The organism is Rothia sp. HMSC071F11, assembly GCF_001809115.1.
In the GTDB taxonomy this organism is placed as follows: Bacteria; Actinomycetota; Actinomycetes; order Actinomycetales; family Micrococcaceae; genus Rothia; species Rothia dentocariosa.
Genome location: NZ_KV795741.1, coordinates 71,159 through 95,281 on the forward strand (window position 1 = coordinate 71,159; position 24,123 = coordinate 95,281).

The 24,123-nt window shown below is 53.8% G+C and carries 28 protein-coding genes; 27 read left to right on the plus strand and 1 reads right to left on the minus strand.

All coding sequences use genetic code 11. From position 1 onward, the window contains the following. Positions 1-12: 12 nt before the first annotated feature. From rpsL to tuf, 4 genes are all read left to right on the plus strand, one after another. Complete coding sequence (gene rpsL / locus HMPREF2554_RS03315; protein ID WP_004005292.1) at positions 13-387, plus strand: 30S ribosomal protein S12; 375 nt, start codon at positions 13-15, stop codon at positions 385-387. Beyond that, positions 387-857, plus strand: a complete 471-nt coding sequence (rpsG, locus tag HMPREF2554_RS03320) for a 30S ribosomal protein S7 (protein ID WP_004005291.1) — start codon at positions 387-389, stop codon at positions 855-857. Before rpsL ends, rpsG begins: the two co-directional genes overlap by 1 nt. A 72-nt stretch (positions 858-929) precedes the next feature. Next, positions 930-3,044 carry an elongation factor G gene (gene fusA, locus HMPREF2554_RS03325; protein ID WP_013397619.1) on the plus strand — a complete coding sequence of 705 codons (2,115 nt, stop codon included), beginning with the start codon at positions 930-932 and terminating at the stop codon, positions 3,042-3,044. 205 nt (positions 3,045-3,249) lie between these two features. Continuing rightward, positions 3,250-4,440 (plus strand): elongation factor Tu, encoded by a 1,191-nt coding sequence (gene tuf, locus HMPREF2554_RS03330; protein ID WP_013397618.1) that lies wholly within the window; start codon positions 3,250-3,252, stop codon positions 4,438-4,440. Positions 4,441-4,860: 420 nt separating this feature from the next. Here the strand turns inward: tuf and HMPREF2554_RS03335 are convergent, their stop codons facing one another. Continuing rightward, positions 4,861-8,298 carry a membrane protein gene (locus HMPREF2554_RS03335; RefSeq protein ID WP_041321529.1) on the minus strand — a complete coding sequence of 1,146 codons (3,438 nt, stop codon included), beginning with the start codon at positions 8,296-8,298 and terminating at the stop codon, positions 4,861-4,863. A gap of 601 nt (positions 8,299-8,899) precedes the next feature. On the opposite strand from HMPREF2554_RS03335, the gene rpsJ reads away from it, so the two are divergent. The 23 genes from rpsJ (at position 8,900) to HMPREF2554_RS03450 (ending at position 24,021) form a co-directional block, all read left to right on the plus strand. Further along, on the plus strand, positions 8,900-9,208 hold the full coding sequence (gene rpsJ / locus HMPREF2554_RS03340; protein ID WP_004005287.1) for a 30S ribosomal protein S10: 309 nt from the start codon (positions 8,900-8,902) through the stop codon (positions 9,206-9,208). A gap of 13 nt (positions 9,209-9,221) precedes the next feature. Then, on the plus strand, positions 9,222-9,878 hold the full coding sequence (gene rplC, locus HMPREF2554_RS03345; RefSeq protein WP_004005286.1) for a 50S ribosomal protein L3: 657 nt from the start codon (positions 9,222-9,224) through the stop codon (positions 9,876-9,878). A gap of 6 nt (positions 9,879-9,884) precedes the next feature. Then, on the plus strand, positions 9,885-10,502 hold the full coding sequence (rplD, locus tag HMPREF2554_RS03350; protein ID WP_004005285.1) for a 50S ribosomal protein L4: 618 nt from the start codon (positions 9,885-9,887) through the stop codon (positions 10,500-10,502). Continuing rightward, on the plus strand, positions 10,502-10,804 hold the full coding sequence (gene rplW / locus HMPREF2554_RS03355) for a 50S ribosomal protein L23 (RefSeq protein WP_004005284.1): 303 nt from the start codon (positions 10,502-10,504) through the stop codon (positions 10,802-10,804). The genes rplD and rplW overlap by 1 nt, the downstream gene beginning before the upstream one ends. 42 nt (positions 10,805-10,846) lie before the next feature. Next, the gene (rplB, locus tag HMPREF2554_RS03360; protein WP_004005283.1) at positions 10,847-11,683 is read left to right on the plus strand and encodes a 50S ribosomal protein L2; all 837 of its coding nucleotides are present in this window, start codon (positions 10,847-10,849) and stop codon (positions 11,681-11,683) included. A 12-nt stretch (positions 11,684-11,695) separates the two neighbouring features. Then, the gene (gene rpsS / locus HMPREF2554_RS03365; RefSeq protein WP_004005282.1) at positions 11,696-11,977 is read left to right on the plus strand and encodes a 30S ribosomal protein S19; all 282 of its coding nucleotides are present in this window, start codon (positions 11,696-11,698) and stop codon (positions 11,975-11,977) included. Between the two features lie 58 nt (positions 11,978-12,035). Next, entirely contained in the window at positions 12,036-12,401 is a 366-nt protein-coding gene (rplV, locus tag HMPREF2554_RS03370; protein ID WP_013397614.1) for a 50S ribosomal protein L22, read from the plus strand. Then, the gene (gene rpsC, locus HMPREF2554_RS03375) at positions 12,402-13,199 is read left to right on the plus strand and encodes a 30S ribosomal protein S3 (protein ID WP_004005280.1); all 798 of its coding nucleotides are present in this window, start codon (positions 12,402-12,404) and stop codon (positions 13,197-13,199) included. Beyond that, on the plus strand, positions 13,200-13,616 hold the full coding sequence (gene rplP / locus HMPREF2554_RS03380) for a 50S ribosomal protein L16 (protein ID WP_004005279.1): 417 nt from the start codon (positions 13,200-13,202) through the stop codon (positions 13,614-13,616). Positions 13,617-13,621: 5 nt separating this feature from the next. Then, entirely contained in the window at positions 13,622-13,861 is a 240-nt protein-coding gene (gene rpmC, locus HMPREF2554_RS03385; protein ID WP_013397613.1) for a 50S ribosomal protein L29, read from the plus strand. After that, on the plus strand, positions 13,858-14,130 hold the full coding sequence (gene rpsQ, locus HMPREF2554_RS03390; protein WP_004005278.1) for a 30S ribosomal protein S17: 273 nt from the start codon (positions 13,858-13,860) through the stop codon (positions 14,128-14,130). The genes rpmC and rpsQ overlap by 4 nt, the downstream gene beginning before the upstream one ends. Positions 14,131-14,436: 306 nt before the next feature. Continuing rightward, positions 14,437-16,431, plus strand: a complete 1,995-nt coding sequence (locus HMPREF2554_RS03395; RefSeq protein ID WP_041321528.1) for an S-layer homology domain-containing protein — start codon at positions 14,437-14,439, stop codon at positions 16,429-16,431. A gap of 1,453 nt (positions 16,432-17,884) precedes the next feature. After that, a complete protein-coding gene (gene rplN, locus HMPREF2554_RS03400) occupies positions 17,885-18,256 on the plus strand; it encodes a 50S ribosomal protein L14 (RefSeq protein ID WP_004005276.1) in 372 nt (123 codons plus the stop codon). Between the two features lie 3 nt (positions 18,257-18,259). Continuing rightward, complete coding sequence (gene rplX, locus HMPREF2554_RS03405; RefSeq protein WP_004005275.1) at positions 18,260-18,595, plus strand: 50S ribosomal protein L24; 336 nt, start codon at positions 18,260-18,262, stop codon at positions 18,593-18,595. Continuing rightward, positions 18,595-19,155, plus strand: coding sequence for a 50S ribosomal protein L5 (gene rplE, locus HMPREF2554_RS03410; RefSeq protein ID WP_004005274.1), 561 nt, complete (start codon positions 18,595-18,597; stop codon positions 19,153-19,155). Before rplX ends, rplE begins: the two co-directional genes overlap by 1 nt. A gap of 73 nt (positions 19,156-19,228) precedes the next feature. Further along, on the plus strand, positions 19,229-19,627 hold the full coding sequence (gene rpsH / locus HMPREF2554_RS03415; RefSeq protein ID WP_004005273.1) for a 30S ribosomal protein S8: 399 nt from the start codon (positions 19,229-19,231) through the stop codon (positions 19,625-19,627). Between the two features lie 27 nt (positions 19,628-19,654). Beyond that, a complete protein-coding gene (rplF, locus tag HMPREF2554_RS03420) occupies positions 19,655-20,191 on the plus strand; it encodes a 50S ribosomal protein L6 (protein WP_004005272.1) in 537 nt (178 codons plus the stop codon). Positions 20,192-20,193: 2 nt separating this feature from the next. Continuing rightward, positions 20,194-20,556 (plus strand): 50S ribosomal protein L18, encoded by a 363-nt coding sequence (gene rplR / locus HMPREF2554_RS03425; RefSeq protein WP_004005271.1) that lies wholly within the window; start codon positions 20,194-20,196, stop codon positions 20,554-20,556. A 29-nt stretch (positions 20,557-20,585) separates the two neighbouring features. Continuing rightward, complete coding sequence (gene rpsE, locus HMPREF2554_RS03430) at positions 20,586-21,227, plus strand: 30S ribosomal protein S5 (RefSeq protein ID WP_172461391.1); 642 nt, start codon at positions 20,586-20,588, stop codon at positions 21,225-21,227. Beyond that, positions 21,227-21,433 carry a 50S ribosomal protein L30 gene (rpmD, locus tag HMPREF2554_RS03435; protein ID WP_004005265.1) on the plus strand — a complete coding sequence of 69 codons (207 nt, stop codon included), beginning with the start codon at positions 21,227-21,229 and terminating at the stop codon, positions 21,431-21,433. The genes rpsE and rpmD overlap by 1 nt, the downstream gene beginning before the upstream one ends. 1 nt (position 21,434) lies before the next feature. After that, the gene (gene rplO, locus HMPREF2554_RS03440) at positions 21,435-21,881 is read left to right on the plus strand and encodes a 50S ribosomal protein L15 (RefSeq protein WP_013397609.1); all 447 of its coding nucleotides are present in this window, start codon (positions 21,435-21,437) and stop codon (positions 21,879-21,881) included. A gap of 272 nt (positions 21,882-22,153) precedes the next feature. Continuing rightward, on the plus strand, positions 22,154-23,461 hold the full coding sequence (gene secY, locus HMPREF2554_RS03445) for a preprotein translocase subunit SecY (RefSeq protein ID WP_013397608.1): 1,308 nt from the start codon (positions 22,154-22,156) through the stop codon (positions 23,459-23,461). Beyond that, entirely contained in the window at positions 23,458-24,021 is a 564-nt protein-coding gene (locus tag HMPREF2554_RS03450) for an adenylate kinase (protein WP_013397607.1), read from the plus strand. Before secY ends, HMPREF2554_RS03450 begins: the two co-directional genes overlap by 4 nt. Positions 24,022-24,123: the final 102 nt, after the last annotated feature.

The following is a 24,123-nucleotide window of genomic DNA, read 5'->3' on the forward strand; positions in this document are numbered from 1 at the left end:
AACGGAGAAAACGTGCCTACTATTCAGCAGCTGGTCCGTAAGGGCCGGACTCCCAAGGTCGTTAAGACCAAGGCGCCCGCACTGAAGGGCAACCCTATGAAGCGTGGCGTGTGCACCCGTGTGTACACCACCACCCCGAAGAAGCCGAACTCGGCACTGCGTAAAGTCGCTCGTGTCAAGCTCAACGGTGGTATCGAGGTTACCGCATACATTCCCGGTGAGGGTCACAACCTGCAGGAGCACTCGATTGTGCTCGTTCGCGGTGGTCGTGTGAAGGACCTCCCCGGTGTTCGTTACAAGATCGTTCGTGGTGCTCTGGATACCCAGGGTGTTAAGGGTCGCGGCCAGGCTCGCTCCCGCTACGGCGCTAAGAAGGAGAAGAAGTAATGCCTCGTAAGGGTCCCGCTCCCAAGCGTCCCCTCGTAAACGATCCTGTTTACGGTTCTGCACTGGTTACCCAGCTCATTAACAAGGTCCTGTTGGACGGCAAGAAGTCCGTGGCAGAGCGCATCGTATACGGTGCTCTTGAGGGTGTTGAGAAGAAGACCGGTTCTGATCCGGTCGTCACCCTGAAGAAGGCTATGGATAACATCAAGCCCTCGCTTGAGGTTCGTTCCCGCCGTGTTGGTGGTGCAACCTACCAGGTGCCGGTCGAGGTCCGCCCTGGCCGTTCCACCGCTCTGGCTCTTCGCTGGTTGGTTGGCTTCTCGAAGCAGCGCCGCGAAAAGACTATGACTGAGCGTCTGATGAACGAGATCCTGGATGCATCCAACGGTCTCGGCGCCGCTGTCAAGCGCCGCGAAGACACTCACAAGATGGCCGAGTCCAACAAGGCCTTCGCACACTACCGTTGGTAATTCTCCGTTTACAGCCTGTCGAGGTTATGGAGCCTGGCAGGCTTTCGGAGTATCTCATTTAGGGAGAAAAACGTGGCACATGATGTGTACACTGACCTGAACAAGGTCCGCAACATCGGTATTATGGCGCACATTGACGCCGGTAAGACCACTACTACTGAGCGCATCCTGTTCTACACCGGTATTAACCACAAGATCGGTGAGACTCACGATGGCGCTTCAACTATGGACTGGATGGCTCAGGAGCAGGAGCGCGGTATTACCATTACCTCCGCAGCTATCACCTGCTTCTGGAAAGACAACCAGATCAATATTATTGACACCCCCGGTCACGTTGACTTCACCGTTGAGGTGGAGCGTTCGCTGCGCGTGCTTGATGGCGCGGTAGCGGTGTTTGACGGTAAGGAAGGTGTTGAGCCTCAGTCTGAGACCGTGTGGCGTCAGGCTGATAAGTACGATGTCCCCCGTATCTGCTTCGTCAACAAGATGGACAAGATGGGTGCGGACTTCTACTTCACCGTTCAGACTATTGTCGATCGCCTGGGCGCTAAGCCGCTCGTTATGCAGCTGCCTATCGGCGCTGAGAGCGATTTCGTCGGCGTGGTTGACCTACTCGAAATGAAGGCATACGTATGGCCCGGCGACTCTAAGGGCGACGTGACCATGGGGGCAGAGTACGAAACTCGAGAAATCCCCGCTGACCTGCAGGCTAAGGCTGAAGAGTACCGCGCAGAGCTGATCGAGGCTGTTGCCGAGTCCAGCGAGGAACTCATGGAGAAGTACCTCGAAGGTGAAGAACTCACGATTGATGAGCTCAAGGCTGGTATTCGCCAGCTGACCATCAACGGCGAGGCATTCCCCGTGCTCTGCGGTTCCGCATTCAAGAACCGTGGCGTTCAGCCTATGTTGGATGCTGTGATCGACTACCTGCCTTCCCCGCTGGATGTTCCCGACGTTGAGGGCTCTAGCCCCTCGAATGAGGAAGAGAAGCTTACCCGTAAGGCATCTTCGGATGAGCCTTTTGCGGCTCTGGCCTACAAGGTTGCAGCTCACCCGTTCTACGGTCAGCTCATCTACACCCGTGTGTACTCCGGTCACGCGGCTCAGGGTCAGCAGGTTCTTAACTCGACTAAGGGTAAGAAGGAGCGTCTCGGTAAGCTCTTCCAGATGCAGTCCAACAAGGAGAACCCGGTTGACGAAATCACCGCGGGTCACATTTATGCGGCGATCGGTCTGAAGGATACGACTACCGGTGATACTCTGTGCGATCCTGCAAACCCGATCGTGCTTGAGACGATGACCTTCCCCGCTCCCGTGATCTTCGTGGCTATTGAGCCTAAGACCAAGGGCGACCAGGAGAAGATGTCGACCGCAATTCAGAAGCTCTCCGCTGAGGACCCCACCTTCACCGTGTCGCTGAACGAAGAGACCGGTCAGACCGAAATCGGTGGTATGGGCGAGCTTCACTTGGACATCATCGTTGACCGTATGAAGCGTGAGTTCAAGGTTGAGGCTAACGTTGGTAAGCCTCAGGTTGCATATCGCGAGACCATCAAGAAGACCGTTGAGAAGGTCGACTACACCCACAAGAAGCAGACCGGTGGTTCCGGTCAGTTCGCGAAGGTGCAGGTTTCCTTCGAGCCGCTGCCTCTGGATGGCGAGGAACTGTACGAGTTTGAGGATAAGGTGACCGGTGGTCGCGTGCCTCGCGAGTACATTCCTTCTGTCGACGCTGGTATTCAGGACGCTATGAAGTTTGGTGTTCTGGCCGGTTATCCGATGGTCGGCGTGAAAGCAACCCTGATCGACGGTGCCTACCACGATGTCGACTCCTCTGAAATGGCGTTCAAGATCGCTGGTTCTATGGTCTTCAAGGAAGGTGCTAAGCGCGCTAACCCTGTTCTGCTGGAACCACTGATGGACGTTGAGGTGCGTACCCCCGAGGAGTACATGGGCGACGTTATCGGCGACCTAAACTCTCGTCGTGGTCACGTGCGTTCCATGGAGGATGCATCCGGCGTCAAGATCGTCAAGGCTCTCGTACCGTTGACCGAGATGTTCGGTTACATTGGCGACCTGCGTGGTAAGACCCAGGGTCGTGCAGTGTTCTCGATGGCATTCGACAGCTACGGCGAGGTTCCCAAGAACGTCGCTGACGAGATCATTCAGAAGAGCCGCGGCGAGTAATTTCCCGTCTCTTCTCTGAGGGTTGCGGGTTGAGAAGCCCGTGACCCCTCACTAAAATTTTTAAATAAAAATCCACCATTGAAGGCATGGACAGTTTCATCTCTGCCGCGTAATCCGCTATTCTAGACGCTAGACCGTTTTTTGCGGGTTGCGCCGGAGCGAAGATCCGGGTGCATGTTTTCAATACGTTCTAGGAGGAACACTCTTGGCTAAGGCTAAGTTCGAGCGCTCCAAGCCTCACGTTAACGTCGGTACCATTGGTCACGTTGACCACGGTAAGACCACCCTGACCGCTGCTATCTCCAAGGTTCTGGCTGACAAGTACCCGGACCTGAACGAACAGCGCGACTTCGGTATGATCGACAGCGCTCCTGAGGAGCGCCAGCGCGGTATTACCATTAACATCGCTCACATTGAGTACCAGACTGAGAAGCGTCACTACGCACACGTTGACGCTCCCGGTCACGCTGACTACGTCAAGAACATGATTACCGGTGCTGCACAGATGGACGGCGCAATCCTCGTGGTTGCTGCTACCGACGGTCCCATGGCGCAGACCCGTGAGCACGTGCTGCTCGCTCGCCAGGTTGGCGTGCCCACCCTGCTGGTGGCACTGAACAAGGCTGACATGGTTGATGACGAAGAGCTTCTCGACCTCGTCGAGATGGAGGTTCGTGACCTCCTCTCCTCGCAGGAGTTCGACGGTGATGACGCTCCCGTGATCCGCGTGTCCGCTCTGAAGGCTCTCGAAGGTGACCCCGAATGGGTTGCTAAGGTTGAGGAGCTCATGGAAGCAGTTGACACCTACATTCCGGATCCGGTTCGTGAGACCGACAAGCCCTTCCTTATGCCCATTGAGGACGTCTTCACCATTACCGGTCGCGGCACCGTTGTGACCGGTCGTGCAGAGCGCGGTACCCTGAAGATCAACTCTGAGGTTGAGATCGTTGGTATCCGCCCCATCCAGAAGACCACCGTGACCGGTATCGAGATGTTCCACAAGCAGCTCGACGAAGCATGGGCAGGCGAGAACTGTGGTCTGCTTCTGCGTGGTCTCAAGCGTGACGACGTTGAGCGTGGTCAGGTTGTTGTGGAGCCGGGTTCCATCACCCCTCACACCGAGTTCGAGGCAAACGTCTACATCCTCTCCAAGGATGAGGGCGGTCGTCACAACCCCTTCTACTCGAACTACCGTCCTCAGTTCTACTTCCGTACCACTGACGTGACCGGTGTTATCAAGCTCCCCGAAGGCACCGAAATGGTTATGCCCGGTGACAACACCGAGATGAGCGTTGAGCTGATCCAGCCTATCGCTATGGAAGAGGGCCTCGGCTTCGCTATCCGTGAGGGTGGCCGCACCGTTGGTTCGGGTCGCGTTACCAAGATCATCAAGTAATTGCCGTAGCAACGACAATTCGCTGATGATGCGTTGAACAGTTTGATCTTTCAACGCTAGCGATTTTAGAAGTCCCCCTGCATCATTGCAGGGGGACTTCTACGTTTCACAGCCTTTGGGGAGAGGTGCTTCTATGAGCGATAGTTTGTGTTTGGTATCTAGCCCCGGTGGCATTCCCCTAACCATAAGCACGGCTGGGGGAGGGCGTGCCGGGGTGGATTGGGCACCTTCTTTTAGCGTGTCCTGCTTGGGCAGGCTTTTCTAGAACACGCTAAAAGGCAACGGGGTAAATAGTCCGGGATTGCATTACTTCACCTTATCTTCTCCATAAAAAGAGCCTTGATAGTGAATGAAGCAAAGTTTCCAATGCTTTGTTCACCATCAAGGCTCTTTTGTAGGAGCTAGAACATCTGTAATATTCTAGGCTTGACTATTTCCGTTCGGGTTGTTGTGCTGTTGTGAGTATCCAGGATACTGTGCCTGACCATTGGGCTGGTTATAGCCTTGGTAAGGTTGCTGCCCTGCCCATGGTGCCTGTCCGTAAGGTGCGGATGCGCCATTCGGAGGAACGAATCCGGCAGGCGCGCCCTGATACGGGTTCTGCGGAAGAGCGGGAGCCCGTTTATCCGCTGAAGGCCCCTGATCGCGAGCCAGCAAACGCCACACAACACCAGCAATGAGAAGTACCGAGATAATCATGAGCGTGAGCGGGTTGAGCCCGTTGAGCAGAAGCGCAAGATCTACCGTAACGAGAGCCGCGCTGACAAATACCCAGATACGGTCAAGAACAACGCTGACGAGTGCAGTCAGGAGAATGCCCAAGAGCATGATGACCGCACCTTGCTGAAGGTAACCAGTGCCCCATGCCATGATGGTGAGGAGCCCCTGTAATCCTATAGCCGTGTAGAGCAACGCCGCAGAGATACCTTGCTGAGCGGGGTGTTTCTCGATGAGGTTTCGGAGTATCTTAGAAGCCACGACAGCAAGCAGAATGAGGATCGCAGCTTCCAAAAGGCTCTGGAAGAACCCTGTTACCGAGAAATCCAGAAGAATTCGTGTAGTAAATGCCACCGGCGCGGCAACGATGGCTGTTGGCAGCATGCGCTTAGTGCTGACGGAAGCAAAGCTCAAAGCTGTAAGACCCCACAGCAGGGCGCTCTGTACCGTATCTTCGGAAGCAATCGAAGCAAGAGTCCAGAAGGCGATAGCTATGATCGCCGGAACCATCAAAAAGGTGTTGTGCGGACCGTAGAATCGGGTGCTGTCATTGCGCTGAGAAACCAAATAGTTTTTCGAGGATCGGGCAGGCCCGTGGAGCGGAAGCTGAATAACTTTCGCTGAGTTCTCCAACTGCACGTTAAGAGGCTGAAGCGAATCATACTTGCCGGGGATCTCGCGCTTCAGCAGAGTTGTTAGACCGTAGAGGACTGCACTGCATAGGGCAGCGGCAAGACCCTGGTAGATAACATATTCAGAGAACCGTGCATGATTGAGGTTCAGCATATGGTTGGTAACGGTATAACCTGTCAAAAGCAACGCGATAGAGGCGCATACTCGGAGCATAGCCAGGTTTGCTGCCTCCCCGAGCCCCCACAGCACTAGAACAGCAAGGGGACAGAAGATGGCGGTGAATAGAGCATTGTCTGAGTACGCGAAGGGAGCAATGAAACCGGGTAGGCACGCTGTATAGAAGATAATGTAGAACACGATCCGTTCGCGTGGCTGGCGGCGAGTCATGTACAAAATTCCACTCAGTAAACCTTGAATAAGGAGCAGCCCAGAGGCAGTGAGGAACACTTGATCAGAGGCAATGCTATTGGAAGCCCACAGCACAATGACTGACCACAGCATCGGGAACCTAGACGTCATAAACATAATATGACGTTCCGAGGTTTCTTGAGGAACAATGTAAGACATTCCAAACATATAGATGCTGGTCAGAACCAGAACCCCGACTGCCCACCAATCCCCAGCGGGGAAGAGGTAGTTCATCGATGTTGCTGCAATGCCTAAACCGCATAACGTGAGATAGATGCAGATGAGAGGCACAATCTTTTGATCTTTATACGCACTCGATGCTCGGAGCGTCAAGAAGCCAAGAGCCAGAACCGCGAGAAGAGCGACAACATAGAGCGAGGTATCAAGGGTTGGGTCAACAATCTCGCGGGGAGTCCACGTGAAGATCGAACGCAGCAGAAAGAATACAACTGCCATGACAAGGTACACCAGAATTTCCCAGAAGGCCGTCAGAGAACGTTTCTGGGGCAGCATCTCGTAACGGAGCGCGGCGAACAACCCAAGAGCGGTAATGGTGAGAGCACCTGCTAGGAGGATACCTCGTACGCCCCATCCGAGCTGAAGCGTAAAGAGCAGGTGCATGGTACCTAGGAAGAGGAATATCTTCGTTGTACTCGATACAAGGAGCTGAGGCAGCTGAAGCTTGCGGGCGGTAAGCATGAGAATGCCCGCTGTTACGAAGTACAGGTAGAAAGCGGATTCGTGCTGGCCTAGCAAAATCAGGCTTAACCCACTGCTTATTCCAGTGATCAGGTATACGTACTCCTGAGCAAGAAGATATTTGCGGTAGGCAACAATAATACCCACGCAGAGCACAGCAAATACCCATGCACGCGGAAAGGTAACACCGTCTAGATGTACAAGCAGCATAAATTCTAGCCCAGTTGGGAAAGAATCTATATTGGTCAGAAGTGCATGTGGCATTTCGATAAAAGTGACGAATGCAGCAAAAATAATGCTTATATAGGTATCAATCCGAACATCCCAGCGCATGATGGGATGCTTAGGTAGATTCGCCTTCATTTCACGCTGCATAAGGGGGTACCCTACCAAGACTGCGAGAAGGTGCAGCGCATATAGGCCCATGAGGACTATTGTGACGGTAATAGGCCTCTCTAAGCCCCAGCCGAAACTGATCAGGGCGATGAATGGGTAGAGGCGAGCCTGAATGTAGTAGTCAAGCTTGCGTTCCAGAGCGGTAAAGACGAAAGCATGAGCCGACATAACGGAGAAGACTATGCCCATATCAGAGCTACTCATCTGCGGTATAAAGAAGAGCACTACGATCGCTGTGACGGGAACGAAAATACGAGAGGATTCTAAAAGACCCTCACGCAAACCAGTAGGTACAAGGCGCGAATTCAGGCGTATGAGCAGGCCCAGGATAATGGCGAGCACTGTGAGCGCGACGAAGTACCACACAAAGGGGAGAGCAGCCACGTTCGTGGCGGCAAGCGCATCCGAGACGAAGAATGAAATAAGAACATAAGCCATCACCCTGTTGCGCATAAAAGAGCAGGCCAGAATAATCGCAGCTGTGCCAACGAGTGAGACCAGCAGCCAGATGAGGCTTCCGTCATTCCAAAGCCCCAGAACATAGGTTGCAATACCGGTAAGGGGTAAAAGTGCTAAACCGGTGGCGGTGAATGAGTAGGATGCAATGCGCAAACGTGCCACAGTTTTGTAGGTAATAAGACCTGCGCTGTAGAAAAGTAAACTACCTAATCCTAGACCAGCTACACGAAGAATAACGCTGGTCCTATCCTGCGAGGTGATCGAAGTGATGAACAGCGCCGCAGAACCGATGAGGAGCAATGAGCCCAAGTAAAGCAGAACATTAAGGAAAAGGTCTTCGGCACGGCGGCGTGTCAAAGAACGGGTGGTCTGCTGGGGAGCCTGCATCGTTGCCTGTGACGGATCAGAATACCACGTTGTTTGTGGGTTTTGGCCCTGCCAAGGCATCTGTGCCTGAGGGCATGAATACCCGGCTGGTGTCTGAGGAGACTGCCCTGAACCCTGCGGCTGAGCACCAGAGGGGAATTCGTGGTTGGGGGTAGACATGATATTTACTCCTTTGATGATTTACCTATTTTCACCATAGACGAATGCGGAGCATAGATTCTTTGATTTGATGCTTTATTCGGCATAGAGGTTTCTGGAAAAAGAATGAGAGAATCCTGAATGCGAAATAACCGCATTTTTAAGGAGTAATTCTGGTTTTCGAGATTTCCTCTTGATAAATTCTCTGGACACTCAAACGATATGAAAAAATAAAATAATGAACCTCAGCATGAGAGTCAGGCAGGACTGCGAAGCAAAGGCGTGTATCCTTGCCAGTAATTGTGTTTTTAACAACAACCTTTGAATCTGCTTGCGTGAGATGGTGAGTTTTGAGAGAATGGACGACGTTGTAAAAGCGTTTATCTGTTCTAGATAAGCCCACATATGACCCGGTCCGAGGAATGAAGGGACGAGTCTGTCTTACGGCAGGCGACACGCCCGAGTTCGGGGGTCGGTGCCCATGCGGGGTGAGGAACCCGGTTTTACCGGATTCAGTCCGTGGTGGGCGGCGCACGTGATGAATATATCACGTTCCTTAAGCGCCATGATAAGGGGCACAAGCTCCGATACAGGGAATACATCAAGAAAGAGAGTCCGACAGATGGCGGGACAGAAAATCCGCATCCGTCTGAAGTCCTATGATCACGAGGTCATTGATTCTTCGGCACGGAAAATCGTCGAAACGGTAAAGGGTGCAGGCGCAACTGTAGTTGGCCCCGTGCCGTTGCCGACCGAGAAGAACGTATACTGCGTTATTCGTTCTCCCCATAAGTACAAGGACAGCCGCGAGCACTTCGAGATGCGTACGCACAAGCGTCTGATCGACGTTGTTGATCCGACCCCTAAGGCTGTTGATGCCCTCATGCGTCTTGACCTGCCGGCAGACGTGAACATCGAGATCAAGCTGTAGAGGATCGCATCTCATGACTAACAAATTCGAGCGCCAGGTGAAGGGTCTGCTGGGTACTAAACTTGGCATGACTCAGGTCTGGGACGAGGACGGCAAAGTTGTGCCGGTGACCGTCGTCAAGGCCGATTCTAACGTTATTACTCAGATCCGTAACCAGGAAACTGACGGCTACCACGCTGTGCAGATTGGTTTCGGTTCCATCGATTCTCGCAAGGTTACCAAGCCTCTGGCTGGTCACTTCGAGAAGGCCGGTGTTACTCCCCGTCGTCACCTCGTCGAACTGCGCACCGCAGACGCTGCTGAGTATTCCCTCGGTCAGGAATTGACCGTTGAGATGTTCGAGCCCGGTCAGAAGGTAGACGTCGTTGGCAAGACCAAGGGTAAGGGTTTCGCAGGTGTTATGAAGCGTCACGGCTTCAAGGGTGTTGGCGCATCGCACGGTCAGCACAAGAACCACCGTAAGCCCGGTTCCATTGGTGGTGCATCCTATCCCGCACGCGTGTTCAAGGGTATGCGCATGGCTGGCCGTATGGGCGCAGCTCGTCACACCACTTTGAACCTGACTATCCAGGGTGTGGACGCAGAGAACAATGTCCTGCTGATCAAGGGTGCAATCCCCGGTCCTAAGGGCGGCGTTGTTCTGGTTCGTACCGCTGTGAAGGGAGCCTAGTACATCATGGCTGTCAAAACCCTTAAGGTAGATCTGCCCGCAGAGATTTTCGACGCGCAGGCATCCGTACCCCTGCTGCACCAGGTTGTCGTTGCACAGCTTGCTGCCGCACGTCAGGGTACCCACAAGACCAAGAACCGTGGTGAAGTTTCCGGTGCAGGCCGTAAGCCCTTCAAGCAGAAGGGTACCGGTAATGCGCGTCAGGGCTCCATCCGCGCACCGCATATGACCGGTGGTGGCGTGGTGCACGGTCCGACCCCGCGTAACTACGCACAGCGCACCCCCAAGAAGATGATCGCCGCAGCACTGCGTGGCGCTCTCTCTGACCGCGCTCGTCACGACCGCATCCACGTGGTGGAGAACTTCATCTCTGGTGAGACTCCCTCGACTAAGGCTGCTAAGGCTGCATTCGCAGAGCTTACCGATCGCAAGAATGTTCTGTTCGTTATCGATCGTGCAGAGGATGTGCTGGCACTGTCCGCACGTAACCTGCAGAAAGTTCACGTGCTCTACGCAGATCAGCTCAACACCTACGATGTGCTGGTTTCGGATGATGTAGTCTTCACCAAGGCGGCATACGACGCGTTCGTAGCTGCTAATCAGAAGAAGGAGGGCGCTAAGTAATGAGCGTTTCCACCAAGTCTGTGTACGACGTAATTATCGCTCCTGTTGTTTCTGAAAAGAGCTATGGACAGATCGACGAAGACAAATACACTTTCGAGGTCGCTCCGGACTCAAACAAGCTTGAAATCAAGCAGGCTATCGAAACAATCTGGGACGTCAAGGTTGCTTCCATCAATACTATGAACCGTAAGGGCAAGCGGAAGCGCACCCGTTTCGGATGGGGCTCTCGTAAGGACACCAAGCGTGCTATCGTGACCCTCAAGGAAGGCCGTATCGACATCTTCGGCGGTCCGCAGGCATAAGGCTTGCGGAGACCACTTTAACGAAGGAAAGAAATATCTCACATGGGTATTCGTAAGTATAAGCCGACGACCCCGGGTCGCCGCGGTTCGAGCGTTGCTGATTTCGTTGAAATCACCCGCTCCACCCCGGAAAAGTCCCTGCTTCGTCCGCTTCACAAGACCGGCGGCCGTAACAACACCGGTCGTATCACCACTCGTCATAAGGGTGGCGGACACAAGCGTCAGTACCGTCTGATCGACTTCCGCCGTCACGATAAAGACGGTGTGAATGCACGCGTTGCGCACATCGAGTACGATCCAAACCGTACCGCACGCATCGCACTTCTGCACTACTTCGATGGTTCTAAGCGCTACATTATCGCTCCGAACAGGCTCTCTCAGGGCGACATCGTCGAGTCTGGCCCTTCAGCCGACATCAAGCCCGGCAACAACCTGCCCCTGCGCAACATCCCCGTGGGTACTGTGCTCCACTGTGTTGAGCTCCGTCCCGGTGGTGGCGCAAAGCTGGCACGTTCCGCTGGTGCTTCGGTTCAGCTGGTTGCTAAGGAAGGCAAGTACGGTCAGCTCCGTCTGCCCTCCGGCGAAATCCGTAACGTGGATGTTCGCTGCCGTGCAACCGTGGGCGAGGTTGGCAACGCAGAGCAGTCCAACATCAACTGGGGTAAGGCAGGCCGCAACCGCTGGAAGGGCATCCGTCCGACCGTTCGTGGTGTGGTTATGAACCCGGTTGACCACCCGCATGGTGGTGGTGAGGGTAAGACCTCCGGCGGTCGTCACCCGGTTAACCCCAATGGTAAGCCCGAGGGCCGCACTCGTCGTCCCAATAAGGAAAGCGACAAGCTCATCGTTCGTCGCCGTCGTACTGGCAAGAAGCGCTAAGGAGCCTGACACATGCCTCGTAGTTTGAAGAAGGGCCCTTTCGTTGATCAGCACCTCTACCTGAAGGTAGCGGCTCAGAACGAGAAGGGCACCAAGAATGTTATTAAGACTTGGTCCCGTCGCTCGATGATTATTCCCGATATGCTCGGGCACACCATCGCAGTGTACGACGGACGCAAGCACGTACCGGTATTCATTACCGAGTCGATGGTTGGGCACAAGCTCGGCGAGTTTGCACCCACCCGCACTTTCCGCAGCCATGTGAAGGACGACCGTAAGGGTAAGCGTCGCTAATCGGATAATCCGATCAGTTATGTTTCCTTTTCGGCATAAGACGAAAGAGAGATAGGCAATGGAAGCCAAGGCATCAGCGCGTTTTGTTCGCGTTACGCCTATGAAGGCCCGCCGTGTCGTCAACCTGATCCGTGGTAAGCAAGCGGAAGAGGCTCTGGCGATTCTGAAGTTCGCACCCCAGGGTGCTTCAGAACCGGTATATAAAATCGTTGCTTCGGCAATAGCAAACGCTCGTCAGAAGGCGACCCAGGAAGGTCTGCCGTTCCGCGAGGAAGAGCTGTTCGTCAGCGAAGCATTCGTGAATGAAGGTCCGACCATGAAGCGCATTCAGCCCCGCGCGCAGGGTCGTGCATACCGTATCAACAAGCGCACCAGCCACATCACCGTGGTAGTTGCTACCCCGGAGAAGGAGGAGGACCGCTAAATGGGTCAGAAAATTCACCCGAACGGTTTCCGACTGGGCATTACCACCGAGCACGTCTCCAAGTGGTTCGCTGATTCCAACAAGCCCGGCGAGCGTTACGCAGACTTCGTTCGCGAAGATGTGAAGATCCGCGAGCTTTTGGCAAAGAACCTGGATCGTGCGGGCGTTGCAAAGGTTGAGATTGAGCGTACCCGTGACCGTGTGCGTGTGGATATCCACACTGCGCGTCCCGGTATCGTCATCGGCCGCCGTGGCGCTGAAGCAGACCGCATCCGTGGCGAGCTTGAGAAACTGACCGGCAAGCAGATTCAGCTGAACATTCTTGAGGTTTCTAACCCCGATCTGTCAGCTCAGCTGGTTGCTCAGAGCATTGCAGAACAGCTTGCAGCGCGTGTTGCATTCCGCCGTGCTATGAAGAAGGCAATCCAGTCCGCACAGCGTGCAGGTGCAAAGGGTATTCGTATCCAGTGCTCCGGTCGCTTAGGCGGCGCTGAAATGTCCCGTTCCGAGTTCTACCGTGAAGGTCGTGTGCCCCTGCACACCCTGCGTGCGAACATCGATTACGGTTTCTTCGAAGCCAAGACTACCTTCGGTCGTATTGGTGTGAAGGTCTGGATCTACAAGGGCGACTTGACCGACAAGGAACTGGCAGCTCAGCAGGCAGCTAACAACCGTCGCGGCAACCGCCGTGATGGTGATCGCCGCCGCTCCGGTGGCCGTGGTCCCCGTCGTGAACGCCGCAACGAGAATGCTTCGGCAAACACCGAAGCCAAGACTGCAGAGAACGGTGAGGCATAAATGCTTATTCCCCGTCGAGTAAAGTTCCGTAAGCAGCACCACCCCAAGCGTCATGGTCTCGCAAAGGGCGGCACCGAGGTTAGCTTCGGTGAATGGGGCATTCAGGCTCTTTCGCCCGCATATGTGACCAACCGTCAGATTGAGGCTGCACGTATTGCAATGACCCGTCACATCAAGCGTGGCGGTAAGGTCTGGATTAACATTTACCCGGACCGTCCGTTGACCAAGAAGCCTGCCGAAACTCGTATGGGTTCCGGTAAGGGTTCACCCGAGTGGTGGGTCGCTAATGTTAAGCCCGGTCGAGTCATGTTTGAGATCGCCGGTGTATCCGAAGAGGTGGCTCGCGAGGCGCTGCGCCTGGCAATCCACAAACTCCCGATGAAGGCACGTGTTGTGCGTCGCGAAGGTGGTGAATAAGCGAGATGGCAGTTGGATCCAAGGATCTGAGCATCGATAAGCTCGCAGAGCTCTCCAACGAAGAGCTGGCTGCAAAGCTGAGCGAATCGAAGAAGGAACTCTTCAACATCCGTTTCCAGGAAGTCACCGGTCAGGCTAACGCTGGTCGTCGCCGCACCATCAAGCGTGATATCGCACGTATCTACACCGTGCTGCGTGAGCGCGAGCTCGGTATTCGTCCCGCAACCGAAGGTGAGTCCAAGTGAGTGAAGTAAAGAACGAAGAGCGCGGCTACCGTAAGTCCCGCCGCGGCTACGTTGTCTCCGACAAGATGGACAAGACCGTTGTCGTCGAGGTCGAGGATCGCGTGAAGCACGCTCTATACGGCAAGGTTATGCGCCGTAGCTCCAAGATCAAGGCACACGACGAGCAGAATGTCTGCGGCGTTGGTGACTATGTTCTGTTGGCAGAGACCCGTCCGCTGTCCGCTACCAAGCGTTGGCGTGTCGTGGAGATCCTAGAGAAAGCTAAGTAAGCGCCTAGGACTCTGTTTGAGCACTATACGAGGTAGGGCCTCTTCCCCCATAATTCCGTGGGGGAGAGGCCCTACCTCTATGTTCTATACGTCTCTTATATGAAAGATGTGCAGATGATGAAACGAAATATATTCCAGTACTTTATGAAAACTTTACTTTTTGAATATGGTTGAAAATCCGCTCTAGTATTGCTTACTATCGAAGGTACGCTTACTAAGTAAAACCTATATTTGACGTGGTTTCGCTGATTAGTGAGCTTCTAGGGCGTTATGCCCCCGACACACTGCATACTGAGGAACACAGACATGACTCCTTCATCTAATCACGGCATATCTCGACCCACGCAGAGAGCGTTAGCATCTGCTGGAGTCGTATCGCTTGTGATGGCATCGTTAAGCGCGATGCCTGCATCGTTCGCTAACGAGCAACAGCCCGCTCCCCACGACAACAGTTCTGGTTGTCGTAATATTGCGATCACCGCTGATCGATACCAGGGGCTTCCGGGCGAATATCAGCTGGCATATTCCAACTACACCCGGAACCTTTATACAACATTCTCAAATGGACGTCCGCCCGTTTACACCGGCGGCATTGGAGTGTGGACAACCTACGGTGAAATCCCAACCCTCGATGAAGTGATGCTGCCGGGAACCGTAGATTTTGTACCCAGCGGGCAGACCGAAGCGACAAGTAAGCAACTTGCTTCTCCTGACGGTATTGCTATTGATGATGCACACGGTACCATCTGGGTAACCCAGACTCGTACCAACTCGGTAACCGTGTACGATCTGTACACTAAGAAGGAACTGTGGACCAGCTACGATGCACAGAATCCGGAAAACGGGTCTGTATCGCGTCCTCGTGAGGTTAAGGTTGATGCGAAGTCAGGGAAAGCATTCGTTTCTGGTTCTGGCGGCGTTACTGTGTTCGACTTGAAGAGCCACCAGGTTATTCAGAAGATTAACTTTACTAGTTCCGATGGCTCTGCTGATACGGGTATGAATATGGAGCTGGATTCCGAAGGTGGTCGCCTCTACGTACCTTCGCTGAACTCGGGAACGCTGAAAGCTATCAATACCGAAACCCTCGCTGTTGAGCAGACCATTGAGCTGCATAAAGATGTGGCGGACGCGCAGCTGCGTCCCTCCGATGTAACGATTGATAAGTCTCTGGGTGAAATCTATGTTTCGTCCCAGGGCGATATGGACCGCGAGACGAAAGTTTCTAAGGGAAACTCTGGTATCACGGTTTACGACTTAAAGACGGGCGAGTACAAGAAGAGCATTAATTTCGGGAAACAGACGCTGGCGATTACTGCCGACGAAGAGCATGACGTGGTTTATGCTACCGATTTTGCCACCGGAAAGATCGGCGTTATTGACGGTCGTACCGGCTCCATCACGCATGAGGTGAGCACGGGTGCAGAAGGCGGAGCTAACGACGTTCTTGTAACCCCCGAAGGCGAAGTCTACGCGGTTGTCAGAGACAAGTTTGCTGATAACGTGACGACGGGGTACACGCTGGATCCCACCACCGGTAAATTTAAAGAGGCGGCAAGTGCTGAACCCAAGGGTGAGAACGGCGCAGATACTCCAATCACGGTAAATTCCCTTGTCAAGATTACTCCGACGTTTACTGCTGTTCCAAATATTCCTCAGTGCGATCCCGTGCAGACTCAGCAGGTTGTCGCCACGACTTCAACAGCAGGTGCTGTATATCCTAGGGGCACCAGCACAGTTCCCGTGCAAACCAAGACTGATACCCCCGTTTTCTCGGATGTTCCTGAAGGTTCTCCCTTTTACGCCGATATTCAGTGGTTGGCGCATCAGCGGCTTTCTTTTGGGTGGGCTGATGGCACCTATCGTCCCCAGCAGACGGTAGATCGTGGGGCTATGGCGGCGTATTTTTACCGTCTAGCGGGTTCTCCCGAGGTAGCGCTTCCTGAGATTTCACCTTTTAAAGATGTCGATTCGTCACATCCTTTCTACAAAGAGATTGTGTGGATGTCCCAGCAGGGCATTACAACTGGGTATGAGGATGGAACTTATCGTCCCGGCATATCGGTAGATCGTGGAGCAATGGCGGCTTTCTTCTTCCGTTATGCGAAGGTGACAAACTATGAGGTACCGCAGACTCCTCAGTTCAAGGACGTCGATCGCAATAATCCGTTCTACCGCGAGATTTCCTGGTTTAAGGACCAGCACATCACGACTGGCTGGGGTGACGGCACTTTCCGTCCGAACGAGCCTATTCAGCGTGCTGCGATGGCGGCTTTCATCCACCGATTCGCCGTCAAATAAATAAGAGGCGACATAAGCGAGTACGCAGTTACCGAGGCGGTGCTTACCCCATGTTCGTGGGGTAAGCACCGCCTTGTTACTGTTATTTGGAGTATTCGAGGTAAATCCATTGCTCAGGTGAACGTGGGCATGAGAGAGCCACGATCTTGAGTGAGTACCGCTGCTATTTGCCTAAATAGTAGAGAATAACGCCGCGACCTTCGACGGTGACGGCGTTATTTGACAGTTAAAAGCGGTTCGGCTCCTGCAGACGGACTAGCAAGGAATATGGGACCCAAGAAATCTGTCTGATAAGAGCCGAACCTGTAAAATGACGCAAGCGTCTTAACCATTATGGTGCAAAATGTTAGATTTTGCATCATGTTCACGAATAAAAGAGAAAAAATCTTGTTAATTCATGAAGTTATCTATCTTTATATCCGTAATGTGTCTAATATGCAGGTACACGAGTCTTAAGGGTCATAAGCCAATTTCATCCAGGAAGTACAGAGCTTCGGGCGTTTTATAGAGTATGTTGCGTTATGGTGCTGGTAGGAACTTATTTAAGGGCAATGTTCGCTTCGATATGGGACATGCTAAGTGGCAGAGCATATGATGGGTAGAAATTTCCGAGCCCCTCATGTGGAAGACAGTGACATGGTTCAAATTTTGAGCCTCACAATTTGTAAAGCTCATGAGAATCTTGAGCAGCATCAAGTTGGGGCCAATCCTAAAACTCATAAGCTTTTTTGTTAGCGGAAGTTTCAAACATGCTCGCACGCGTGGGAATGCCGTTGCGACAACCGCCCGCGTTAACCCGAATACCTTGGTATCGAGACGCTTGCAAAATGACCGGTTGCACTGGATGAGCATCTTCAAACGGCAGGGCAGTACTACCTGCAAAGCCCATATGGTTCGGTACTCGATAACCGCGACAGTAATGTTTGGGTGGGCGGCGCAAACACTGTCGGTGATGGTATACGCGCACGATAATTTTTCACCAGTATAGAACCCCGTCCGAGTTGCAGAACCTGAAGGGTCTGACAGTGATACTCCCGATGTGATGGTTGCGGTAACCCGCAAGATGGTGCCATCCAGCGGATACCCCCGCACTGTCTTCTAATAATCTGAGAATGTGTGCATTGAAGCCCGGTATGATGCGCTATGCCTCACGATAAATCCTTTGAAATATCAGGAAAATTCCGGTAAAGTTTTAAGACTGTGTGGCTATACCCAGATATAGTCTCATAACCACGGGTTTCTCGTGCCAGTGCATAATGCCGCTATAACGGGTGGATACGCCCGCTTACGCGGGTCCAAATGCTCCTGGCATGGGTTACCCCAGGCGTTTCCGCTAACCCGCACATTTTTATGATGCTGTGGGCCCGGGGCGTCAATCAATCCCGTAAAAATGTTCCGCAAGGCTGGCTCGCGCTTGAAGGCGAGTCGGAACCGGCGAGACGACAGGAGAAATATGATTCAGCAGGAGTCGCGACTGAAGGTCGCCGATAACACTGGTGCGAAGGAAATCCTGACCATCCGTGTGCTTGGTGGTTCCTCGCGTCGCTACGCAGGCATCGGCGATATTATCGTCGCAACCGTCAAGGATGCAATTCCTGGCGGCACTGTTAAAAAGGGTGACGTTGTGAAAGCAGTCGTCGTCCGTACCAAGAAGGCAACCCGTCGCGCAGACGGATCCTACATCAAGTTCGACGAGAACTCAGCAGTTATTCTGAAGAACACTGATGGTGATCCCCGTGGTACCCGTATCTTTGGTCCCGTTGGTCGTGAACTTCGCGATAAGAAGTTCATGAAGATTGTTTCGCTGGCTCCGGAGGTGCTCTAACTTATGGCTAAGATCAAGTCCGGCGACCTGGTTCAGGTTATTTCCGGTGCAGACAAGGGTAAGCAGGGCAAAGTTCTGAAGGTTATCCCCAAGGAAAACCGCGTGATTGTTGAGGGCGTTAAGGTCGTCACCAAGCACACCAAGGCAAACCCCGTAACCGGCGCAGCAGGCGGTATTCAGAAGGTGGAGGCACCGATTCACGTTTCGAACGTGGCAATCGTTGATCCTGAGACCGAGAAGCCGACCCGTGTTGGTTTCCGCGAAGAGACTGTAGAGCGTAATGGCAAGCAGCGTACCGTTCGCGTGCGCGTTGCTAAGCGTTCGGGGAAGGATATCTAATGAGCGAGACCAAGATTACCCCCCGCTTTAAGACCAAGTACGCTGAGGTTGTCGTTCCCGCGCTGCAGGAAGAGTTCAAATACCAGAACGTCATGCAGACCCCGAAGTTCGTTAAGGTCGTCGTAAATATGGGTGTTGGCGAGGCAGCTCGCGATGCAAAGCTCATGGACGGCGCAATCCGCGATCTCACCGCTATTACCGGTCAGAAGCCGGTTGTAACCCGTGCCAAGAAATCCATCGCACAGTTCAAACTGCGTGAAGGTATGCCAATCGGCGCACACGTTACCCTGCGTGGCGACCGCATGTGGGAGTTCCTGGACCGCTTGGTTACCCTGGCTCTGCCCCGTATCCGCGATTTCCGCGGTCTTTCCGATCGCCAGTTCGACGGTAACGGCAACTACACCTTCGGCCTCACCGAGCAGTCCATGTTCCACGAAATCGATCAGGATTCGATCGACCGCGTGCGTGGTATGGATATTACCGTGGTGACCAGCGCCAAGACCGACGATGAAGGCCGTGCCATGCTGAAGGCACTGGGCTTCCCGTTCAAGACCAACTAACGACTACGTTGCAGGTCCAGAGTCTGTTACCGCAGATTAGGGAAACCACAACGAGGAAGGGCTACAGCCCAAAATGACTATGACTGATCCGGTCGCAGATATGCTGACCCGTTTGCGCAACGCAAACTCCGCATACCACGACACCGTATCTATGCCCTACTCGAAGCTCAAGGCTCGCATCGCCGAGATCCTGAAGGCTGAGGGCTACATTGCCGATGTTAAGGAAGAGGAAGCAAAGGTTGGCAAGACCCTGACCCTCGTTCTTAAGTACGGTCCGTCCCGCGAGCGTTCCATCGCTGGCGTGCGTCGTATTTCCAAGCCGGGCCTGCGTACCTACGCAAAGTCCACGAACCTGCCTCGGGTTCTGGGTGGTCTCGGTACCGCTATTCTGTCCACCTCCTCGGGTCTGCTCACTGATAAGCAGGCTGCGAAGAAGGGTGTGGGCGGCGAAGTTCTCGCCTACATCTGGTAGTCGGTTAGAAGAGAAAGGAAGAGAAGAATGTCACGTATTGGACGTCTCCCCATCTCGGTTCCAGCCGGCGTTGAGGTAAAGGTCGATGGCAACCTGGTGACCGTTAAAGGTTCCAAGGGTGAGCTGAGCCACCAGGTGGCTTCCCCCATTACTGTTGCTCTAAACGACAATGAAATTGCGGTATCGCGCCCGAACGACGAGCGTGTTTCTCGCTCGCTGCATGGTCTGACTCGTACCCTGATTCAGAACATGATTATCGGTGTGACCAACGGCTACGAGAAGAAGCTGGAAATTGTTGGTACCGGTTACCGTGTGACCGCGAAGGGTAACGACCTGGAATTCGCTCTAGGTTACTCCCACCCGATTAGCGTTTCTGCACCCGAAGGTGTTTCCTTCGCCGTGGAAGGCGCTAACAAGCTGACCATTTCGGGTATCGATAAGCAGCTCGTCGGTCAGGTTGCAGCAAACATTCGTGGTCTGCGTAAGCCCGATCCCTATAAGGGCAAGGGTGTTCGCTACGCAGGTGAGCACATCCGCCGCAAGGTCGGAAAGGCTGGTAAGTAAACATGGCTATCAAGTCGAAGGCATCGCAGCGTGCACGCCGTCACGCTCGCATCCGCAAGTATGTTTCGGGTACCGCTGCGCGTCCGCGCCTGTGCGTCACCCGTTCGAGCCGTCACATGTTCGTTCAGGTTATCGACGATGTCAAGGGTGTGACCCTGGCATCCGCCTCCACTATGGAAGCAGAGCTTCGTGCCGCAACCGATCTGGACAAGACCGCTAAAGCAAAGCGCGTTGGTGAGCTTGTAGCAGAGCGCGCTAAGGCAGCCGGTATTGAAACTGTCGTGTTTGACCGCGGCGGCAACAAATACCACGGTCGTGTTGCAGCAGTTGCTGATGGCGCACGTGAAGGAGGTCTGGCACTCTAATGAGCGAACAGAACGTAAAGGAAACTCAGGTGAGCGAAGCAGTAGCAGCTGAAACCGCTGAGACTTCCAAGCAGCGCGAAGAGCGCCGCAACAACCGCGGTGAGCGTCGCGGTCGCGGTGATCGTAAGAACCGCGCACGCGAGGAGGAAAAAGACAAGTACATCGAGCGCGTGGTAACCATCAACCGCGTGTCCAAGGTCGTCAAGGGTGGTCGTCGCTTCAGCTTCACCGCTCTGGTCGTTGTTGGTGATGGTAATGGCATGGTCGGCGTTGGCTACGGCAAGGCTAAGGAAGTTCCAGCAGCTATTGCCAAGGGTGTTGAGGAAGCTAAGAAGAACTTCTTCCGTGTACCCCGCATCGAGAACCGCACCATTCCCCACCGCGTACAGGGTGAGGAAGCAGCAGGCGTTGTGATGCTCCGCCCGGCAACCGCTGGTACCGGTGTGATCGCTGGTGGTCCGGTGCGTGCAGTGCTCGAAGCAGCAGGTATCCATGATGTGCTGTCGAAGTCTCTCGGTTCCTCGAACCAGATCAACATTGTTCACGCAACCGTTGCAGCACTCAAGCAACTGGAAGAGCCTCTGGCAGTTGCAGCCCGTCGTGGTCTGCCCAACGATGAGGTTATCCCCAGCTACCTGCGCAACACCAAGTCCGATAAGGCAGGTGCGTAATGGCTAAGCGTATTCAGCCCAGCGACGCAAAGCTGGAAATCACCCAGGTTAAATCCTATGTTGGTCAGAAGCAGAATATGCGCGACACCCTACGTTCCCTCGGCTTGAAGCGCCCGGGCAACAAGGTAGTGCGCACTGCCGACCCCGTCACCGTTGGCATGGTTAACACCGTTGCTCACCTGGTGAAGGTTGAGGAGGTCAAGTAAGATGGCAGACGCTATCAAGATTCACGATCTGCGCCCGGCACCGGGTGCCCACAAGGCAAAGACCCGCGTAGGCCGCGGTGAAGGATCAAAGGGTAAGACCGCAGGTCGCGGTACCAAGGGTACCAAGGCTCGTTACCAGGTTCGTCCCGGCTTCGAGGGCGGTCAGCTTCCGCTGCACATGCGCCTGCCGAAGCTGCGCGGATTCAAGAACCCGTTCCGTACCGAGTACCAGGTTGTTAACCTGAAGCGCATTCAGGAACTGTTCCCCGAAGGTGGCGAGGTCACCGTCGAGGCCCTGGTCGCTAAGGGCGCCGTTCGTAAGAACGAGCTTGTGAAGGTTCTGGGCGACGGCGACATCACCGTCAAGGTGAATGTTGTGGTTGATAAGGCTTCTGCATCCGCAATCTCTAAGATTGAGGCGGCAGGCGGTTCTGTAACCGTTAAGTAGTCTTCAGACTCACTAGATGGCTCCCGCACATGAGGCGGGGGCCATCTTCTTTGAGCAGCAAGAGTCTGCATTAAAGCTTTTATGATGTATTTAACGTCTCAGAAATTCTAGAAAATTCATCTTAAATAACGCTCACAGAATACAAAATACACATATCTCGCGCCGTGGTTATCGACAACACCGGTGAACAGGCTAGACTGGAAGGTATGTGTTTAGCGTGTTCCTAACATCTGTGTTAGCGAATACATACCCCAAGATTTTCAGGAGGACATGTGCTTAGCGCGTTCGGGCGAGTCATTAAGACCGCCGACCTGCGACGTAAGCTGCTGTTTACCCTAGGCATGATTGTGCTGTACCGTATGGGCACCTTCATTCCCGCCCCCGGTATTTCCTACGGCACGGTTCAGCAGTGTCTTAACGCCAACCAAACTCACGGTGGCGCCTACGACATCATCAACCTGTTCAGCGGTGGTGCACTCCTACAGCTTTCTATCTTCGCGCTGGGCGTGATGCCCTACATTACGGCAAGCATTATTATTCAGCTGTTGCGCGTGGTCATTCCTCGTTTCCAAGAGCTGCACGATGAAGGGGCTCAGGGACAGGCCAAACTCACTCAATACACCCGTTATCTCACTATTGCTCTTGCGCTTCTCAACGCGACCACGATTGTGTCTATGGCACGCTCTGGCGTGCTTCTGGGGAACTGCCCCGGTATCATCCCGCAAGACGATGTGCTGCACATCCTGGTTATTATCATTACTCTGTGTGCCGGTACCGGCGTCATCATGTGGATGGGCGAGCAAATTACTGAGCGTGGCGTGGGTAATGGCATGTCTTTGCTTATCTTCACCTCAATTGCTTCCTCATTCCCGAATGCTCTGGGCTCCATCCTGGAACAGCAGGGTCCGTTCGTCTTCTGGTCCGTGTGTCTTGTGGGCCTTGCCGTGATGCTTGCTGTGGTCTACGTGGAGCAGTCTGTACGCCGCGTTCCCGTGCAATACGCTAAACGCATGATTGGTCGCCGTACTATTGGCGGCACCAGTACCTATATTCCGCTCAAAGTCAATATGGCAGGCGTTATTCCCATCATTTTCGCCTCCTCACTGCTGACTTTGCCTGGTATTATCGCGCAGTTCAATACACCACAGGGTGGTGCAGCACCCCCCGAATGGGTGAACTGGGTAAATACTTACCTTACGAGGGGCGATCATCCGCTGTACATCGCTCTGTACTTCCTGCTGATTCTTGGATTCACGTATTTCTATGTTGCGGTGACTTTCGATCCGGTCGAGGTTGCAGACAATATGAAGAAATATGGCGGCTTTATTCCGGGTGTTCGCGCGGGTAAGCCCACTGAACGTTACCTCAGCTATGTGCTAACCCGCATTACACTTCCGGGTTCGCTTTACCTCGCTGTGGTTTCCATGATTCCGCTTGTTGCGTTGGTTCTCTTCAACGCAAACCAGAACTTCCCGTTCGGCGGTGCATCGCTGCTGATCGTGGTGGGTGTTGGTCTTGATACTCTCAAGCAGGTCAGCGCCCAGCTTCAACAACGAAACTATGAAGGATTGCTTCGATGAACCGTCTTCTGATCATAGGTCCTCCCGGTGCCGGTAAAGGCACTCAGGCCGTCAAGATCGCTGAGGAGCTGAAGATTCCCGCGATTTCGACCGGCGATATTTTCCGGAAGAACATTAAGGAAGAGACCGAGCTCGGTAAGGAAGCGAAGTCGTATATTGACTCCGGCAACCTCGTGCCCGATTCTGTTACGAACAATATGGTGCGTGCTCGCCTTGACGAAGCCGATGTGGCACACGGTTTCCTTCTCGACGGATACCCCCGCAACATCGCTCAGGTTCACGAGCTTGATGCTATCCTTGCGGATAAAAACCAGCAGATCGACCGTGTACTTCTGCTTGTTGCGGATGATGACGAGCTTGTTGCCCGACTGCTCAACCGAGCCGCTGAGCAAGGTCGCACCGACGATAATGAAGAGGTCATTCGCCATCGCTTGAAGGTGTATGAAGAAGAGACCGCACCGTTGGTTGCGAAGTATCGTGAACGCGGTATCGTCAAAGAGGTTGATGGTCTAGGTGAGATTGCCGACGTGACCGAACGTATTCTTAAAGCCCTATCTTAGGGATATACATCATAAACTGCGCCTCCGTCATCGTGCGGGGGCGCAGTTGCATGAACGCACTGCCGCAGTAATGGTGATACGGCAATGCTCTTAGGACTCAGA

What these genes read in the sequence shown, in the direction of transcription:
- rplE (WP_004005274.1), top strand. Translation starts at nt 18,595, where the DNA reads ATGAGCGAGACCAAGATTACCCCCCGCTTTAAGACCAAGTACGCTGAG.
- rplD (WP_004005285.1), top strand. Translation starts at nt 9,885, where the DNA reads ATGGCTGTCAAAACCCTTAAGGTAGATCTGCCCGCAGAGATTTTCGAC.
- rplX (WP_004005275.1), top strand. Translation starts at nt 18,260, where the DNA reads ATGGCTAAGATCAAGTCCGGCGACCTGGTTCAGGTTATTTCCGGTGCA.
- rpsJ (WP_004005287.1), top strand. Translation starts at nt 8,900, where the DNA reads ATGGCGGGACAGAAAATCCGCATCCGTCTGAAGTCCTATGATCACGAG.
- rpmC (WP_013397613.1), top strand. Translation starts at nt 13,622, where the DNA reads ATGGCAGTTGGATCCAAGGATCTGAGCATCGATAAGCTCGCAGAGCTC.
- HMPREF2554_RS03335 (WP_041321529.1), bottom strand. Translation starts at nt 8,298, where the DNA reads ATGTCTACCCCCAACCACGAATTCCCCTCTGGTGCTCAGCCGCAGGGT.
- HMPREF2554_RS03450 (WP_013397607.1), top strand. Translation starts at nt 23,458, where the DNA reads ATGAACCGTCTTCTGATCATAGGTCCTCCCGGTGCCGGTAAAGGCACT.
- rplC (WP_004005286.1), top strand. Translation starts at nt 9,222, where the DNA reads ATGACTAACAAATTCGAGCGCCAGGTGAAGGGTCTGCTGGGTACTAAA.
- rpmD (WP_004005265.1), top strand. Translation starts at nt 21,227, where the DNA reads ATGGCTAAGCGTATTCAGCCCAGCGACGCAAAGCTGGAAATCACCCAG.
- rplW (WP_004005284.1), top strand. Translation starts at nt 10,502, where the DNA reads ATGAGCGTTTCCACCAAGTCTGTGTACGACGTAATTATCGCTCCTGTT.
- HMPREF2554_RS03395 (WP_041321528.1), top strand. Translation starts at nt 14,437, where the DNA reads ATGACTCCTTCATCTAATCACGGCATATCTCGACCCACGCAGAGAGCG.
- rpsH (WP_004005273.1), top strand. Translation starts at nt 19,229, where the DNA reads ATGACTATGACTGATCCGGTCGCAGATATGCTGACCCGTTTGCGCAAC.
- rplO (WP_013397609.1), top strand. Translation starts at nt 21,435, where the DNA reads ATGGCAGACGCTATCAAGATTCACGATCTGCGCCCGGCACCGGGTGCC.
- rplV (WP_013397614.1), top strand. Translation starts at nt 12,036, where the DNA reads ATGGAAGCCAAGGCATCAGCGCGTTTTGTTCGCGTTACGCCTATGAAG.
- rpsC (WP_004005280.1), top strand. Translation starts at nt 12,402, where the DNA reads ATGGGTCAGAAAATTCACCCGAACGGTTTCCGACTGGGCATTACCACC.
- rplP (WP_004005279.1), top strand. Translation starts at nt 13,200, where the DNA reads ATGCTTATTCCCCGTCGAGTAAAGTTCCGTAAGCAGCACCACCCCAAG.
- rplB (WP_004005283.1), top strand. Translation starts at nt 10,847, where the DNA reads ATGGGTATTCGTAAGTATAAGCCGACGACCCCGGGTCGCCGCGGTTCG.
- rplN (WP_004005276.1), top strand. Translation starts at nt 17,885, where the DNA reads ATGATTCAGCAGGAGTCGCGACTGAAGGTCGCCGATAACACTGGTGCG.
- rplF (WP_004005272.1), top strand. Translation starts at nt 19,655, where the DNA reads ATGTCACGTATTGGACGTCTCCCCATCTCGGTTCCAGCCGGCGTTGAG.
- rpsS (WP_004005282.1), top strand. Translation starts at nt 11,696, where the DNA reads ATGCCTCGTAGTTTGAAGAAGGGCCCTTTCGTTGATCAGCACCTCTAC.
- rpsG (WP_004005291.1), top strand. Translation starts at nt 387, where the DNA reads ATGCCTCGTAAGGGTCCCGCTCCCAAGCGTCCCCTCGTAAACGATCCT.
- rplR (WP_004005271.1), top strand. Translation starts at nt 20,194, where the DNA reads ATGGCTATCAAGTCGAAGGCATCGCAGCGTGCACGCCGTCACGCTCGC.